This window comes from Campylobacter concisus, from assembly GCF_002913045.1.
GTDB lineage: Bacteria > Campylobacterota > Campylobacteria > Campylobacterales > Campylobacteraceae > Campylobacter_A > Campylobacter_A concisus_AP.
The window spans coordinates 211,102-225,908 of sequence record NZ_PPAF01000035.1; the positions used below are offsets into that span (position 1 = coordinate 211,102).

At 35.1% G+C, this 14,807-nt stretch carries 19 protein-coding genes and 1 pseudogene; 10 read left to right on the forward strand and 10 right to left on the reverse strand.

What is annotated here, in order from left to right; all coding sequences use genetic code 11:
• The first annotated feature begins 70 nt into the window (after positions 1–70).
• From CYP43_RS05020 to CYP43_RS05050, 7 genes and pseudogenes are all read left to right on the forward strand, one after another.
• Positions 71–391 carry a type II secretion system protein gene (locus tag CYP43_RS05020; protein WP_103582722.1) on the forward strand — a complete coding sequence of 107 codons (321 nt, stop codon included), beginning with the start codon at positions 71–73 and terminating at the stop codon, positions 389–391.
• 2 nt (positions 392–393) lie between these two features.
• Positions 394–1,734 (forward strand): dihydrolipoyl dehydrogenase family protein, encoded by a 1,341-nt coding sequence (locus CYP43_RS05025; protein ID WP_103582723.1) that lies wholly within the window; start codon positions 394–396, stop codon positions 1,732–1,734.
• 10 nt (positions 1,735–1,744) lie between these two features.
• Positions 1,745–2,398: a tetratricopeptide repeat protein gene (locus tag CYP43_RS05030; RefSeq protein WP_103582724.1), complete on the forward strand. Its 654-nt coding sequence runs from the start codon at positions 1,745–1,747 to the stop codon at positions 2,396–2,398.
• A complete protein-coding gene (locus tag CYP43_RS05035) occupies positions 2,399–3,022 on the forward strand; it encodes a tetratricopeptide repeat protein (RefSeq protein WP_103582725.1) in 624 nt (207 codons plus the stop codon).
• A 356-nt stretch (positions 3,023–3,378) separates the two neighbouring features.
• Positions 3,379–4,269, forward strand: a pseudogene (locus CYP43_RS05040) (MBOAT family O-acyltransferase).
• A 163-nt stretch (positions 4,270–4,432) separates the two neighbouring features.
• Complete coding sequence (locus tag CYP43_RS05045; protein ID WP_141089841.1) at positions 4,433–4,834, forward strand: hypothetical protein; 402 nt, start codon at positions 4,433–4,435, stop codon at positions 4,832–4,834.
• A gap of 83 nt (positions 4,835–4,917) precedes the next feature.
• On the forward strand, positions 4,918–5,436 hold the full coding sequence (locus tag CYP43_RS05050) for a hypothetical protein (protein ID WP_103582727.1): 519 nt from the start codon (positions 4,918–4,920) through the stop codon (positions 5,434–5,436).
• Positions 5,437–5,440: 4 nt separating this feature from the next.
• Here CYP43_RS05050 and CYP43_RS05055 read toward each other — a convergent pair whose 3' ends face one another.
• Genes CYP43_RS05055 through CYP43_RS05085 form a run of 7 tightly spaced genes read right to left on the reverse strand, consistent with a single transcriptional unit; the run spans position 5,441 to position 10,292 of the window.
• Positions 5,441–5,977, reverse strand: coding sequence for a hypothetical protein (locus tag CYP43_RS05055; protein WP_084108056.1), 537 nt, complete (start codon positions 5,975–5,977; stop codon positions 5,441–5,443).
• Positions 5,970–6,491, reverse strand: coding sequence for a hypothetical protein (locus CYP43_RS05060; RefSeq protein WP_084041405.1), 522 nt, complete (start codon positions 6,489–6,491; stop codon positions 5,970–5,972). The genes CYP43_RS05055 and CYP43_RS05060 overlap by 8 nt, the downstream gene beginning before the upstream one ends.
• Positions 6,488–7,492, reverse strand: a complete 1,005-nt coding sequence (locus CYP43_RS05065; protein WP_103582728.1) for a hypothetical protein — start codon at positions 7,490–7,492, stop codon at positions 6,488–6,490. Before CYP43_RS05065 ends, CYP43_RS05060 begins: the two co-directional genes overlap by 4 nt.
• A 60-nt stretch (positions 7,493–7,552) precedes the next feature.
• The gene (locus tag CYP43_RS05070) at positions 7,553–7,999 is read right to left on the reverse strand and encodes a hypothetical protein (RefSeq protein WP_103582729.1); all 447 of its coding nucleotides are present in this window, start codon (positions 7,997–7,999) and stop codon (positions 7,553–7,555) included.
• Positions 7,989–8,768: a lysophospholipid acyltransferase family protein gene (locus tag CYP43_RS05075; protein ID WP_103582730.1), complete on the reverse strand. Its 780-nt coding sequence runs from the start codon at positions 8,766–8,768 to the stop codon at positions 7,989–7,991. The genes CYP43_RS05070 and CYP43_RS05075 overlap by 11 nt, the downstream gene beginning before the upstream one ends.
• A complete protein-coding gene (gene miaB / locus CYP43_RS05080; RefSeq protein ID WP_103582731.1) occupies positions 8,749–10,050 on the reverse strand; it encodes a tRNA (N6-isopentenyl adenosine(37)-C2)-methylthiotransferase MiaB in 1,302 nt (433 codons plus the stop codon). Before miaB ends, CYP43_RS05075 begins: the two co-directional genes overlap by 20 nt.
• Positions 10,050–10,292 (reverse strand): HP0268 family nuclease, encoded by a 243-nt coding sequence (locus CYP43_RS05085; RefSeq protein WP_002941786.1) that lies wholly within the window; start codon positions 10,290–10,292, stop codon positions 10,050–10,052. Before CYP43_RS05085 ends, miaB begins: the two co-directional genes overlap by 1 nt.
• 172 nt (positions 10,293–10,464) lie before the next feature.
• On the opposite strand from CYP43_RS05085, the gene nusA reads away from it, so the two are divergent.
• Together nusA and CYP43_RS05095 are read left to right on the forward strand one after the other, a co-directional pair.
• Positions 10,465–11,568 (forward strand): transcription termination factor NusA, encoded by a 1,104-nt coding sequence (gene nusA, locus CYP43_RS05090; protein ID WP_021090810.1) that lies wholly within the window; start codon positions 10,465–10,467, stop codon positions 11,566–11,568.
• Entirely contained in the window at positions 11,568–12,047 is a 480-nt protein-coding gene (locus tag CYP43_RS05095; protein ID WP_103582732.1) for a GNAT family N-acetyltransferase, read from the forward strand. Before nusA ends, CYP43_RS05095 begins: the two co-directional genes overlap by 1 nt.
• Positions 12,048–12,101: 54 nt before the next feature.
• Here CYP43_RS05095 and CYP43_RS05100 read toward each other — a convergent pair whose 3' ends face one another.
• Positions 12,102–12,566: a porin family protein gene (locus tag CYP43_RS05100; RefSeq protein ID WP_258032161.1), complete on the reverse strand. Its 465-nt coding sequence runs from the start codon at positions 12,564–12,566 to the stop codon at positions 12,102–12,104.
• An 89-nt stretch (positions 12,567–12,655) separates the two neighbouring features.
• Positions 12,656–12,838, reverse strand: a complete 183-nt coding sequence (locus CYP43_RS05105) for a hypothetical protein (RefSeq protein WP_141089842.1) — start codon at positions 12,836–12,838, stop codon at positions 12,656–12,658.
• A 171-nt stretch (positions 12,839–13,009) separates the two neighbouring features.
• On the opposite strand from CYP43_RS05105, the gene CYP43_RS09480 reads away from it, so the two are divergent.
• Positions 13,010–13,150: a hypothetical protein gene (locus CYP43_RS09480; protein WP_180998643.1), complete on the forward strand. Its 141-nt coding sequence runs from the start codon at positions 13,010–13,012 to the stop codon at positions 13,148–13,150.
• Between the two features lie 127 nt (positions 13,151–13,277).
• Here the strand turns inward: CYP43_RS09480 and rho are convergent, their stop codons facing one another.
• The gene (gene rho, locus CYP43_RS05110) at positions 13,278–14,618 is read right to left on the reverse strand and encodes a transcription termination factor Rho (RefSeq protein ID WP_103582734.1); all 1,341 of its coding nucleotides are present in this window, start codon (positions 14,616–14,618) and stop codon (positions 13,278–13,280) included.
• Positions 14,619–14,807: the final 189 nt, after the last annotated feature.

A 14,807-nucleotide genomic window follows, 5' to 3' on the forward strand; every position in this document is an offset into this window, starting at 1 on the left:
CTTGAAAATTTAGGCGATTTTATCCAATTTTATCTTATAATGCCCGCAAATTTTAAGCAAAAGGAACGATATGGATCATAATGCACTTTTAATCCAGCTTGGCTATAACGTCAATGAAACGACCACTGCTCAAATGTGTAGAATTTTAAACAATACTGATGGTCTTTTGCCAAAGAGCATAATTGAACTAAACGATCATTTAAAGCCGCATCTTTGTTTTGTGGCGATGAGTGGAAGTGAAGATAGACTAAAGATAAAAAATGTAGCTACCATTAATGAAATAAAAGAGCGAGTTGATGAGATTATAAAAAACTGGGCTAATAAATATAAAATGGAGCTAAAAAAGATAAATGAAACAACTTATTATTTAATGGGAAAGATAAGGGACTGAAAATGAAATATGATATTGTAATTATTGGTTTTGGAAAAGCTGGCAAAACGCTAGCGGTTAAAGCTGCCGCACTTGGCAAAAAAGTGGCTCTTGTAGAGAGATCGCCAAAGATGTATGGAGGCACTTGTATAAATGTTGGCTGCATACCAACCAAACGTCTAATAACAGCCGCTAAAGAGGCAAAATTTGTAAATAATAGCGTTGAAAGCGAATATTACACGCTTAGTGTGGAAAATAAAAATAAACTAATCTCAGCTTTGAATGCTAAAAACTACGCAATGCTAAATGATAAAGAAAATATCGATGTGATCGATGGTGTTGGCTCATTTGCTAGTGAAAATAGTGTCCTTGTAACAACGCCAAGCGGCGAGAAAAAGATAATAGAGGGCGATTTTATTATCATAAATAGCGGTTCAAAAGAGGCAGATGCTCCTTTTGAGGTTGTAAGCTCAAATGTATTTTCAAGTCAAACCCTACTTGATCTAAAAAATTTACCAAAGCATTTTGTCATTATCGGTAGTGGTTTTATCGGTATAGAGTTTGCATCAATGTTTGCAAATTTTGGCTCAAAAGTAACTATCATAGGACGTTCAAAACTACTTAAAAACGAAGATGATGATATAGCTAATAGCGTAAAAGAAGCTCTTAGAGTCCAAGGCGTTGAAATTTTAGAGGGTTGCGAGATAGAGTGCATTAAAGAAAATGTATTAAGTTTCAAGCAAAATGGCGAGCAAAGATGCCTTAGGGCTGATGCATTTTTGATCGCGCTTGGCAGAGTGGCAAATGTGGATGATTTAAATTTAAAAGCTGCTGGAGTTGAGCTAAATGAAAAAGGCTTTATAAAGACAAATGAAAACCTTCAAACAAATGTGCCAAACATCTATGCGGTAGGCGACGTGCGCGGCGGAGAGCTTTTTACTTACACTAGTTTAGATGATTTTAGGATAGTTTATTCACAAATTTTTGGTGATAAAAAGAGAAATACTAAAAATAGAAGCATTCACGCAAATGTGCTATTTACCGACACTCCGCTAGCAAGAGTTGGAATGAGCGCCAAAGAAGCAAGTAAATTCGGGCTAAATTTTAAAGAGCTAAAGCTTAGCATGGCAACAGTACCAGGCGCAAAAGTATTAAATCACGATGTAGGCATGCTAAAAGCTATCGTTGATGCGCAAAGTGGCGAAATTTTAGGTGCTAGCTTTCACTGTATCTATGCAAATGAGCTGATAAATGAAATCGCAATTGCTATGAATTTAAAAGCAAACGCAAATTTCTTTAAAAATCAAATTTTTACTCATCCAAGCATCAGTGAAGCACTAAATGACTTATTTGGACAATTTTAAAAGGAAAAGAATGAAAAAATATTTATTGCTTTTATCGGCTTTATTTTTCACTGGCTGCTTAAACGTGATTGGTGTAGGACAAAAACAAGATGATTCGTGGCAGCAACCAAAGGATGAAAAAATAGTGCAAAATAAAGAGCAAATTTCAAGAAATGCGATCGAAATTTTAATACCAAAATGCGAAGAAGGCGATGCGGAAGCTTGCAACGATTTGGGTGTAAATTACGAGCTTTTAAAAGAATATGAAAATGCTTTAACAAATTATCAAAAAGCTTGCGATGCTAAAGTACAAGTTGGTTGTGCAAATTTGGGCACTCTTTATGAGCTTGGACTCGGAGTTAAAAAAAATCCAAAAAAAGCAATTTCAATTTATAAAGAAAGTTGCAATGGCGGAGGTATGCAAGCTTGCTATCACTTAGGCAATGCTTACAGAAAAGGCGAAATCGTTAAGAGAGATTATTACTTAGCAATGCAAGCTTATACAAATGCATGCAATGCTGGCGATTTGCCAAGTTGTGCCAATATCGGAGCGATGTATGAGCTTGGTCTTGGTGTCAATAAAGACGAAAAAAGGGCTTATGGAATTTATAAAGTTGCTTGCTTTCGTGGGCTAAGCAAGGCATGCCCGCAGATGAAAAGACTAGGCACAAAGCTAGGAATGTAAGTGAAAAAGGTCTTAAATTTTAGTCTTGTTTTGGCCATGGGTTTTATGCTTAGTGGTTGCTGGTCTTGGCAAAAGATGGTGAGCTTTGGTTTTTGGCAAAGTGATGAAGAGGCGAGGGCAGAGCGTCTTGAGCTTGAAAAAGAGAAAATGGTGCAAAACTGCGAGAGTGGAAATAATATTGACTGCAACAATTTAGCCGTAAATTTTAGCAACGAAAAAGACTTTGTAAAGGCAAAAGGCTACTACGAAAAAGCTTGCAATGCTGGGCTTGCTACGGCTTGCTCAAATTTGGGTCAAATCTATGAGCAAGGGCTTGTTGATGAACAAAAAGATATGGAAAAGGCTCTAAAACTTTATAAACTAGCTTGTGATAGCGGCGATGGCGTTGGCTGCTATCACGAGGCTATGGGGCTAAAATCTTACATTGAAAATGAAAATTTAAAAACCCACAAGATAGATAAGAGCAAAGCCGAGGCTAGGGTATTAAGGCTTTTGGCAAAGAGTTGCGAGCTTGAGTATGCTCAGTCGTGCTTTTTGCTTGCAAAGCTAAGCGGCAATGAAGCAAAGGCAGACGCACTTTACAAAAGAGCCTGCCAACTTGGTAAGTGTGTGGATAGAAAGTAAGGGATTAATTTGCTTTTAACTCATATGTCTTTATATTTGTATTTTTACCACTTGTATTTTTTGTATATTTTTTTTCTAAATAAAAAGAGACTAAGTAATCTTGCAAAAGCTTTTTTGGCAAGTGCTAGTTTATTTTTTTTATGCTTATTAGAGTGTTTATTATCTACCGATTTTACTAGGAAGCATTATCTTTAACTTCTTTATTTCAAAATTTCTAGCAAAACATCAAAGTAAAGCAATTTTAGTTTTTTGTAGTTTGCAACCTCACTTTGCTTGGGTATTTTAAATATGCTGATTTTTTAATTTCAAATTTAAACGCTATAGCAAATACAAATTTGGGTCTACTTCATATCGCTTTGCCGCTTGCACTTAGTTTTGTCACATTTCAGCAAATAGCATATTTAGTCGATAGTTGCAATAAGCAAACAAAAGAGAATAGTTTTTTAAACTACTACCTTTTTATAACATTTTTTCCACAGCTTATTGCTGGTCCGATAGTGCATTACAAAGAAATGATGCCTCAGTTTGCGAATAAATTTAATCTTATAAAAAACTATAAATTTATAGCTCTTGGGCTTTTTATTTTTAGCATAGGGCTATTTAAGAAGAGTGTGGTTGCTGATACTTTTTCGATTTTTGCAAATGCTGGATTTGATGTGGAAGGAAATTTGACTTTTCTGCAAGCATGGGCGACGTCACTTTCGTATACCTTTCAACTTTATTTTGATTTTGGTGGTTATTGTGATATGGCGATAGGTCTCGCGCTGCTTTTTAACATAAGGCTTCCCATAAATTTTAACTCCCCGTATAAGGCTTTAAATTTTCAGAATTTTTGGCATAGGTAGCACATTACACTATCACGTTTTTTAAGAGACTACATATATATCCCACTTGGAGGAAATAGGGGTGGGCAGAGCCGTACCTATCTAAATTTGTTTTTGGTATTTTTGATAGGCGGTCTTTGGCATGGGGCTGCTTGGACATTTGTTGTTTGGGGTGCTTTACATGGTGTTGCTATTGTTATTCACAGATGTTGGCAAAAGTTAAATTTTAAATTAAATAAAATTATTGCTTGGATCATCACCTTTAACTTTGTAAATTTTACATGGATATTTTTTAGGGCAAAAAGCTTTGAAGATGCCATGAAAGTGATCCGAGGGATGTTTTTTGGTGAGCTTAAAATAGACGTTAACTATCTTGAGATATTTTTTATCGTTTTGGCTTTTTTGGTTATTTTGCTTTTTTAAAAACTCTATGCAAATGGCATTTGATAAGAAATTTAAATTTACTATCTGGCAAATTTTTGCAACATCTTTCTTTTTTGTTTATATCAATCTTAGTAATTAGGCTTAATAATGCGAGTGAATTTTTATACTTTAGATTTTAAAAAAAATATTTCTATGCCTGTCTTTGGTAGTATTTGCTATGGTTGGGCTTGATGTTGTACTTTATGTTTTTGTAGAAAGTAGAACAAGTAAGAAAAATTTCGTTGATAATAAAATTTCAAAAGCGGAGCACTTTAAGCTAAATAGCGAAAAGCAAAAGGATATCGTTTTTGTTGGAAGCAGTAGGACGTTTAATCATATTTTAACAAACATTTTTAAAGAAAATAATATTGGTATTTATAATTTTGGCGTTTCTGGAAATTTTATAGGTGACTATCCTTTTATTGTAAATGCTATTAAAAAAGTTGGTACAAAAGAGATTGTTATTAGTATAAGAGTTAGCGATCTTTTTAAAGATTATATTGAGAGAGATGTCAAAATTTATACCACTGATGAACTAATGGCAAATTTGGCACAAATAAGATAACGTTTTTAAAAACACTGCCAGATTATTTAGCAGGTTTGCATTTGTTTTTAAGATACTCTGAAGCTATCTATAATAGAGTAATTATGACTTATGGTAAATTTACACCAAAGACTGCAACCAATGTAAATAATTTTAGTGTAGAAAATTTCTTTAATATTGAAGCAAATAGTGATTGCGAGCTAATTAACACAAGTGAAGTAAATTCAAATTTTACAAAAGACAAAAAGATTATTGTTGCAAAATGTAGCAATGGTGATAATATACTTTTTGCAAATACAATACCGAGAGAGAATTATGGCAAGGTTATTGAATTAAAAGAGCTGAATTTAAACACATTAAAATACATGCAAAATTATATAATAGATCCACTGGTTAAAAACGGCATGAAAGTAATTATTTTACTTGAACCAATGTTTGATGGAATGAGACTTCAATATAGTATAAATGAAATAATATCAGCCATCAAAAATGCCAAAATTGTTGATCTTACAAATTTAAAATTTGGCGATGAAGAATTATCTGATTGGGAACATTTAAACTATCTTGGCAGAAAAAGATATAGTGAGTTTTTGGTTGAACTTTATCTTAACGGTGGACTTTAATTTCTTACTTCAACCCAAAGACTTTTATATTAAAAGTAGTATGGATTTTATCCTTTTCGCCTTTCATGACGATAGGAAATTCGGTCTTTACGATACTGTCATAGCTGCTAAGCGCATCTAAAAAGTCATAAAATTTTTGTGGTGTCCTTAGAGAGCTAGTTACATTTAGGCGAAATCTAAAAAATTTCTCACTAGCGTTATTATCACTTTCTTCTATTTTACTAAGGCTCACTTCACTGAAAAATTTGGAGGCAAATTCTATAAATTTATCTTTATCAAATTTATTCTCAAAAGCTGAAATGATAGCTCCATCTTTTTGTTTAGTTGCTTCAAGGTTTTTAAATTTGGCTTCAAATTCATTTTTTACTTTTGTATAAGATGAGGTCTGTGAATAATTTTGTCTAGTTAAGCTTTTAAATTCTTTTATATTTGGCACGATAAAACCAAATATCATAATGAAGCAAACTACAATAAAAGCAAATATAAAAAGTAAAAGCTTAACAGGATCTATTTTTTCTAAGCTCGTATCTTTTTTACTCATTATATCCCTCAGAATTATCAATTTTATTTGTACTTATAAAGCCATACCAGCCGTTTTTACTTTGATAAAAGCTAGTATTAGAAGTCGTAAAAATAGATCTTAAAGGTGAAGCTAGAAGCTGATTAAATACATCTTTTGTCGGCGTTATACCACGAATGATGAGTGAGTTTTTATCCATAAAAACCTCTTCAAGCGTTATACTGTCAGGCACTAGATCAAAAAGATTGTGCAAGCTTTGCTTGAGAATAGAATTTGATGTGAAGATATCATTTGCAGATTCTATTTGTACGGCGAGTTTAGCTGAAATTTCATCTGTTGTGACTATTTTTTGACTAAGTTCTTTTTGCTCATTTGATAAAAAATTTATATTTTTTTCAATTGAATAATTTTTATAGAGTATAAAGAAATTTGTTGCCAAAAGAGCTACAAACACAAAACTTATAAGACTTAGCCAAATTTTACTAAAGATAGATATAAGTGGTCTTGGTTCTGGAGCAATAAAGCTAAATCTCATAATACTATCTCTTCTTGCATGATTTCATTCATAATATGATTTGTATTCACTGGATACACAGAAGTCTCCACTAGAAGCTCAGATTGCAGATATTGTAAAAAAGTTGCACTTGTTTTTGTGTTTTCAAAAACAATTATTTGTTCAATAAAATCACCGCCGTAGAGAGGATTTTCGTAAAATTCTTTTACAGCCTTTACGATGTAATCAAACATCTTCATGTCATACCCAAAAATAGCAACCGATTTTTCTACATTTGTAGAAGCCGGCATGTTTAGTTCATAATTTAGGTCTTCAAATTCTTTTGGTTTATCATCACTTAAAAAATCGTCTAAACTTTTAAAATCATCAAGTGATGTTGCGTCATTTTCTTCTTTAATGATTAAGTTGTCAATATCTGTTATATCTTCTTCTTTTAGGCTTTCAGCTTCCTGGTTGGTTTCTTCAACGCCAGACATATTTAAAAAAGTGGATAATTTCATTTGTTTATCTTTAAATATCGCAAGCGTAAACGAATGTGCATGGATATAAAGATAAAGTGTAGTTTTTGGAGAAATTCCGCGTTTTAAAAGCTCGTGAAAGAGTAGAGAGATAGGTGAGTAGATGAGATCTACACTATCTTGTCCAAATAAATTTTTATATTTTTTTATAGCATTTAAATTTGCATAAATACTCCAGCTATCCTGCATGATAAGGCTTGTAAGATTTTTAGTATTTATATTAAATTTTTTGTATTCGTCAAAGCTAACACTAGGAAGTGCGCCTTGCGAGTCGTCGTTAAAAAAAACTGAGACATATACGCCAAAATATGCTTTTTCTTGCTCTTCTATGTATTTTATGATTTTTTCATCGATATTATCGATATTTATATCTGTAAATTTAGCATTTATGGTTTTTAAAAGTTTGCCATTTCTAAAGACTTGACCGAAGAATATGCACTCATTGCCCTCCAACACGACGCTTAAAAAAAGGTTAGAAAAAAGCTTTTTGACGCTAAAAGACATAAATCTCCTAAATTTAGTGCATAATTTTCGTTATGGTAGCTAAAAAGGGATTAAATAAGTTTAAAACAGCTCGTTTTTAAGCTTAACGAAAATCTCTTTTGTATTTAAAGCTTCATTTTTTAGCTCATTATCAAGTAGGGCCGAGTTTTTAAGGTCGTCAAAATCCTCTATCATCACATCACACATCATCTTAATGCGCTCACTATCAGCCTTGCTTACGCTACTTTGACTCATTTTTTTGATACGCTCAAGATACTCTTTGCCATTTTTTATGTATGAGCTAAATTTGATAGCAGCCTTACTTTGGTTTAGCACAGTATTTGCCATTTTGTTATAAATATCTATATCAAGTGCTTTTTGGCTTAAATTTAAGGCCTTTTCGTATTCTTTGTTTTCGTATAAAAATTTCGCTTCAAGGGCGAGCTTGTAGGAGTTGTCGCTATAAAAAAATAGTCCGAATAAAACAATTAGAAAGATGGCTATAAAAATAGATAGTTTATTTTTCATAAATTTCGTCCAAAATTTCTCTTATCTCATCGCTTATTTGCGGATTTTTATGAGCATATTTTTTCCACCAAATTTTTAAATTTGACCTAAAGTCCTCTTTGTTTTGTAGCACACTCTTGCCACCGTCATTTTGTGATGCTTGCCAAAGCTCGTTTTGTATCTTTTCTTTTGCCTCTTTTTGCTCTAAATTTGCCACGCTAAAAGGGGCTGAGAGGCTAAAATTTATAGTTGAAAATGGCTTTGGAAGTATCATCTTATCCCAGCTTTTAAACTCCCAAAATGAGTTTGCTTCGAAATTTAGAGCATAAATTTCGCAAGATGACTTTTGCGCGATCACCGTAGCTCCGTCTGCTACGCTGTGTCTTGGTCCGCGTGGGCCATCTGGTGTGATGATGACATCATGGCCTTGTTTTATCTCTCTTAGGGCTTCTATGAGTGCCCTTGCACCGCCTTTTGAGCTGCTGCCTCTAATGGTGCCGATGCCAAAAAATTTGATTATTCTGGTGATGAACTCGCCATCTTTGTGGTCGCTTATTATCACCTTGCCTTGTTTTCTGTTTTGACTGCTCCACCAGCGTCTGTAAGCAAAGCTCATAAAGCTAAGTCTGCCATGCCAAAAGACGACGACGCAGCCATTTTGTGGTAAGAAATTTGGAGTGTAGCTCTTTTTGCAGGTTAGAAAAATGAGCCACATCAAAATGTAGATGAAAAAGACGCCAACACTCATGGCGAGCTTTTCAAGGGCGTTTTTAAATTTGCAGCTCGCCATACAAAACCATTCGTTTTGGGTTTGTGATCTTGATTTTTTGTGTAGTGCCAAGAAGTTCTTCGCTGCCATCAACTTGAACTAAAAAGTTGTTAAAGCTTCGCCCAGCAACGCCGCCGTTTGCTCTTAGCTCTTCAAAATATACATCAAAAATTTTATCTTTTTGTGCCGCCACGATCTCGTCTAAAATTTCATTGTGGCGATTTTGTAGGCGAGTAAGCCTTGCTGAAGCGGTTTTATCATCTATTTGATTTGTGAAAGTAGCTGCCTTTGTAAGCGGACGAGGCGAATACTTAAAGCTAAAAATTTGCTCAAATCTAACTTGCTCAAGCACGTCCATCGTATCTTCAAATTCGCTTTCACTCTCGCCTGGAAATGCGACGATGATATCAGTTGAGATGCTCACATCTGGGCACATTTTTCTAAGTCTTAGCGCGCGGTCTAAAAACCACTCTTTTGTGTATCCGCGCTTCATCTCGCGCAAAACTTTGGTGTTTCCGCTTTGAAGTGGCATGTGCATAGATTTGCAAATTTTTGGGTTATTTGTGAAAATTTCAAGAAATTTATCATCCATATGAAGTGGGTGCGGGCTTGTAAATCTTATCCTCTCAACGCCCTCTATCTCGCTTATCTTTACTAAAAGGTCGCTAAAATCGATATTTTCTTGCATGCCTGAAAATCTTTTACCGTAGTTATTGACATTTTGCCCTAGTAAAAATATCTCTTTTGCACCGCTTTTTGCGGCCTTTTCTACCTCTTTTAAGATGAGGCTTGAAGGGATAGAAATTTCATCGCCCCTGGTGTGTGGGACGATGCAGTAGGTGCACTTTTTATCGCAGCCGATCGATATGTTGATGTGGCTTTTATATGGCGAGCCTCTAAATTCGCCAAATGCGTATTCGCTCTCGTCGTGATTGATGTCGGTTGAGATAAATTTAGGCGTATTTACCGCCTTTGTGATCTTGCTAACATTTCTTGCGCCAAGGACAAAATCAACATAAGGCGCGCGCTTGAAAATTTCACTACCCAAATGGCTAGCAGTGCAGCCGCAAACGCCTATCTTTGCACCTCTTTTTTTGGCTTTTTCAAAGGCTCCGACTTCGCTAAAGAGCTTATGAACTGGCTTTTCACGAACCGAGCAGGTATTTATAAGGATTAAATCAGCTTCTTCGATGTTTTGTGTTAAGGAGTAGTCTTCTTTTTGTGAGAGCTCGGCTATGATATGCTCGCTGTCACGAACATTCATAGCACAGCCTAGAGTTTGGATAAAGAGTTTTTTACTCATTAAAGTATATGCACTTCATACATGTAGTCGCTATCATCAAGTCCGTATTTTACGGTTCTGTGATAAACGCTTAGCCCTTTTTCTTCAAAATGCTCGACTAAGGCGATTAGTTGTTTGTGTGTGTTTTCTTTATCAAAATAGAAAATTTTCTGACCCTCTTTTTCGACAGCTGCCTCTATTTTTTCTAGTGAAATCGTTTTTGGTTTTGCGTCTAATTCGGCTCTTGCAAGTTTTAGCTCCATTTTTAATCCTTTCAAAATCTTAAATTTTAATCGGTCAATATATCCAAAACATCATAAAAAAAGGATTAAATAAAAGTTAATAATAAGCTTAAAGTTATTAAAAGTATGGCTTATGTATAATTTCAAAACTTCACGAAAAATCCCCGAAATTTATCGTTACAATGGAGAAAAAATGGAAAGAATTTCAGATATCATCGAGTCAATTGCAAATGAGAAAAATTTAGAGATAGAAGATGTAAAAGAGCGCGTTATAAGAGCTTTGATAAACACTGCAAAAAGAGTTTATGGCGAAAATTATGAGTATGATGTGAGTATCGATGCTAATAAAAATTTAAAGCTTTATCAAAAAATTTCAATCGTAGCAAACGACGATGAGAGGCTTGAAGAGGATAATGAGCACTTTTTAAGCTTAAAAGAGGCTAAAAAGATAGACAGTGGCGTAGAGATCGGAGATGAGCTCACTTACGAGCTAAGCCTTGATAACCTTGGCAGAACCGCAGCTCAAACGCTTCATAAGGAGCTTGAGTATCACATTCAGCGCCTAGTAGAAGAGAAAATTTTACAAAAATATAATGAAATGAGCGGTCACATGGTCTTTGGACCAGTTGTTAGAGTCGATAATGACGAAAACACTTTTATCGAGATAGACGAGCTTCGTGCTATATTGCCACGTAAAAACCGCATAAAAGGCGAGAAATTTAAAGTGGGCGACGTGGTAAAAGCAGTCATTAGAAAAGTTTTTACAGATAAAAATTTAGGTATAAAGGTCGAGCTTTCAAGGACTTCACCTAAATTTCTTGAAGCGCTGCTAACTTCAGAGGTGCCTGAGATAAAAGATGGCGGTATTATCATCCAAGGAAGTGCGAGAATTCCTGGCGAAAGAGCTAAAGTAGCACTCATCTCAACTACTCCAAACATCGATCCAGTTGGTGCAACGGTCGGCACAAAGGGCGTTAGGATAAATGCCGTAAGCAAAGAGCTTCATGGTGAGAGCATCGACGCGATCGAATACACTACCGAGCCAGCGATCTTGGTAGCTCGCGCTATGGCACCTGCGATCATCACATCTGTAAAGATCGAAGAAAATAAGGCAATTGTAACGCTTGCAAGCGAACAAAAGAGCAAGGCGATCGGCAAAAACGGCATAAATATCCGCCTAGCAAGCATGCTAACTGGCTATGAGATCGAGCTAAATGAGCTTGGCTCAAAAACTAGTAGCAATGCAGAAAATAATGAGCCAATCAAAGATTTAAAAGCGCTTTTTGGTGATAACTAATGAAATTTCAAATAAGAAAAGCGACTATTGACGATATAGACGTGATATGCGAGCTTGTAAGAGAGCTTGCTAGCTATGAGAATTTGAGCGATCAAGTCACTTTTACAAATGAAATTTTTGCAGACTCTATCTTTAATAAAAATCACGCAAAAGCCATTGTCTGCGAGAGTGAGGGTAAGGTGATTGGCTATGCTATCTATTTTTATACATTTTCTACATTTTTGGGGCTTGGTGGGATTTATCTTGAGGACATTTACGTCAAAAAAGAGTTTAGAAATCAAGGTATAGGCAAGGCATTTTTTAAATTTCTAGCTCAAATTTGTAAGGATGAAAATTTAAAAAGGCTTGAGTGGTGCTGCCTAAACTGGAATGAGCCAAGCATTAAATTTTATGAAAGCTTGGGTGCTAAAAATCAATCTCATGAGTGGAGAAACTACCGCTTGGACGGTGAAAATTTAGAAAAACTTTTAAATTTATAGTTCTTTTTTAAATAAAAAGCTCAGATTTACTCTTAAATTTGAGCTTGCGAGTGATTAAAATTTATATGTATATCCCATATAAAGACCAATATAAAGACCAACGTTTGTCTCTTTTATTTTTGCATTATCATATTTTGCTATGGAGCTATATTTAGTTCTGTCTGCTTTTAGACCAAACTCAACCGCATTGTTTTCGTTGATAGAGTATTCAGCACCAATTCTTGCACCTAGTATCCAGCCATTTGTATTAGCTTTTTCCGAGCCATCATGAGTGTCAAATACATCCATTTTAAGCTTTGAGTAGCCAGTGTAGCCACCAAGAACTAGTTTTATGTCCTTTGTCAATTCTGGTGTATAGTCTGCGCCTACTATAAATTTATGTGTACTCCATTTTATTACTGTACCACCTTCATTGCCAAGTGACTTTTTGGCTTGAAAGTCGTAAATGTAAGCTCCATAAACTCTAAAACTATCAAAATCATAGCCAGCTTTTAGTCCAAAATTTGATGAGCTTATCAAACAGAGTGAGATGCTTGTAGGCGGGATATGTTATATAAAATTTAAAGCAAGATGATATAAGTTTTTAAAAGGTGGTTAACCACCTTTTGTTATTTTATTGCAATTATTTTTGTATCTTTTTGTTTAAGTTCTAGACTACCATCTACATTACATCTTGGATTTAAAGTTTCTAGAGTTGCCAAAACTTCTGTTTTATTACCTTCGCTTATGTCATCATATTTTTTTAAGATATACATATGTAGTATATTTTTAGGTATACTACCTTTTGGCATACTAAAAGCCACGGCTTTTACGTTAAATTTTCTAGATCAACCTTCGTATCTTTATCGACTATCAGATAACCTTTAATACCATCTTCTTTTAATTCATTTTTCTTGGTCTCTATATTATATTCCTAGTCAAAATTTACCCTTTTATAAACCCTTACTTCGCCTTTAAAATGTTTGATACTACCCATATCAGCTTTACAAATTTTAGCCAAAGTAGTTGGCTCACCACATCCAGTTAGAGCAAAAGTAAGTGTTGCTGTAATGACTGAAAAAAACGACTTTTGTTTTCATATTTTTCCTTTTTGTAAAAGTTAGAAATTCGGATTTTACAAAAAAATAAAACTGAAAAAATTAAACTAATAAATTTATGAAATATTTTTTGATAAATTTGGTGTAAAAAAGAAATTTGAGCTCAAAGCAAGTGCTTCAAGCTCAGTTAATTTTACTCGTTTAGGATAGAGAGAAGCTCTTTGTTATCTTTTGTTTTTAGCATTTTTGCATACAAGAATTTAAGCGCTTCGACGTCGTCCATTGTCGCGATCGCAGAGCGAATAGCCCAAATTTTTTGAAGCTCATCAGGTTTTTGAAGTAGCTCTTCTTTTCTTGTGCCTGATTTTAGCACGTTGATAGCTGGGTAAATTCTACGGTCTGAGATGTTGCGGTCAAGTACGATCTCGCTGTTTCCAGTGCCTTTAAACTCTTCAAATATCACTTCATCCATGCGTGAGCCAGTGTCGATTAGTGCGGTTGCAATGATGGTTAGAGAGCCGCCATGTTCGATGTTTCTGGCAGCGCCAAAGAAACGTTTTGGCTTGTGAAGTGCATTTGCATCCACGCCGCCAGTTAGTACCTTGCCGCTTGGTGGTGTCACTGTGTTGTAGGCACGTGCTAGACGGGTTATACTATCAAGCAATATAATGACATCTTTGCCCATCTCAACTAGACGTTTTGCCTTTTCGATGACTAGCTCTGCTACGCGGACGTGGTTAAGCGCTGGCAGGTCAAATGTCGAGCTAAATACCTCGCCTTTTACGCAGCGCTGCATGTCTGTAACTTCTTCTGGTCTCTCATCTACCAAAAGCACCATTAGTTGGGCTTCTGGGTGATTTTTAGCGATGCCGTGAGCTAACTCTTTCATAAGCTCAGTTTTACCGCTTCTTGGAGGTGCGACGATTAGACCACGCTGACCTTTACCGATAGGCGTGAAAAGATCAAGCACACGGCCCGTTAGCTTCATCGGATCATACTCTAAATTTAGCTTTTCAGTTGGAAATAATGGGGTTAGGTTGTCAAAGAGTGGCCTCTCTTTTGCGTCTGCTAGAGGCATGTAGTTTACCGCTTCTATCTTTAAAAGAGCGTAGTATTTTTCCTGATCTTTTGGCTCTCTTACTTGGCCAGTGATGATGTCGCCCACACGAAGTGCAAATTTACGGATCTGTGAGTTTGAAACGTAAGCGTCATTTGAGCTGTCACTTAAATTTGCATCAACAGCTCTTAAAAAGCCATAACCTTCATTTGTGATCTCCAAAATTCCAGTAAATAGTATAAAGCCGCCTTGTTTTGTCTGGGTTTTTAGTATCTCAAATATCAAATCCTGCCTACGAAATTCTCGTGGATTTTCAACACCAACGCTATTTGCGATCTGCACTAGCTCATCTAAACTAAGCGTTCTTAGCTCTTCGATCTTGTGTCCATCTACTGGTATGTGTGTTCTTGATGCTTGATGTTTTTTTATAGTTTTTGTGTTTTGAGCAGCACTTTGCTCGGTTTGGTTATTTTCCATATTTCCTCTTTAAATGTGGGGATAATTTTGCAGAATTTCTAGGTTTCAAAAAGAAGTTTTTGAAAGTTTTGGCATTTTATAAAAATAAAACTTTGTTGTCAAGAAATGGCATAAAATAAAATTTTTGCTCAAAAATGGTTGATTTGCTATAATCTCGCCATTTTATAACGATAACAAAAGAAGAAATTT

Bases quoted from the DNA above. Each gene is read 5' to 3' on its own strand.
- miaB (WP_103582731.1), bottom strand. From the start codon at position 10,050: ATGAGTAAAAAACTCTTTATCCAAACTCTAGGCTGTGCTATGAATGTT.
- CYP43_RS05075 (WP_103582730.1), bottom strand. From the start codon at position 8,768: ATGGCGAGCTGCAAATTTAAAAACGCCCTTGAAAAGCTCGCCATGAGT.
- CYP43_RS05105 (WP_141089842.1), bottom strand. From the start codon at position 12,838: ATGCCAAAAGGTAGTATACCTAAAAATATACTACATATGTATATCTTA.
- nusA (WP_021090810.1), top strand. From the start codon at position 10,465: ATGGAAAGAATTTCAGATATCATCGAGTCAATTGCAAATGAGAAAAAT.
- CYP43_RS05085 (WP_002941786.1), bottom strand. From the start codon at position 10,292: ATGGAGCTAAAACTTGCAAGAGCCGAATTAGACGCAAAACCAAAAACG.
- CYP43_RS05070 (WP_103582729.1), bottom strand. From the start codon at position 7,999: ATGAAAAATAAACTATCTATTTTTATAGCCATCTTTCTAATTGTTTTA.
- CYP43_RS05050 (WP_103582727.1), top strand. From the start codon at position 4,918: ATGACTTATGGTAAATTTACACCAAAGACTGCAACCAATGTAAATAAT.
- CYP43_RS05025 (WP_103582723.1), top strand. From the start codon at position 394: ATGAAATATGATATTGTAATTATTGGTTTTGGAAAAGCTGGCAAAACG.
- CYP43_RS05060 (WP_084041405.1), bottom strand. From the start codon at position 6,491: ATGAGATTTAGCTTTATTGCTCCAGAACCAAGACCACTTATATCTATC.
- CYP43_RS05055 (WP_084108056.1), bottom strand. From the start codon at position 5,977: ATGAGTAAAAAAGATACGAGCTTAGAAAAAATAGATCCTGTTAAGCTT.
- rho (WP_103582734.1), bottom strand. From the start codon at position 14,618: ATGGAAAATAACCAAACCGAGCAAAGTGCTGCTCAAAACACAAAAACT.
- CYP43_RS05020 (WP_103582722.1), top strand. From the start codon at position 71: ATGGATCATAATGCACTTTTAATCCAGCTTGGCTATAACGTCAATGAA.
- CYP43_RS05065 (WP_103582728.1), bottom strand. From the start codon at position 7,492: ATGTCTTTTAGCGTCAAAAAGCTTTTTTCTAACCTTTTTTTAAGCGTC.
- CYP43_RS05095 (WP_103582732.1), top strand. From the start codon at position 11,568: ATGAAATTTCAAATAAGAAAAGCGACTATTGACGATATAGACGTGATA.
- CYP43_RS05030 (WP_103582724.1), top strand. From the start codon at position 1,745: ATGAAAAAATATTTATTGCTTTTATCGGCTTTATTTTTCACTGGCTGC.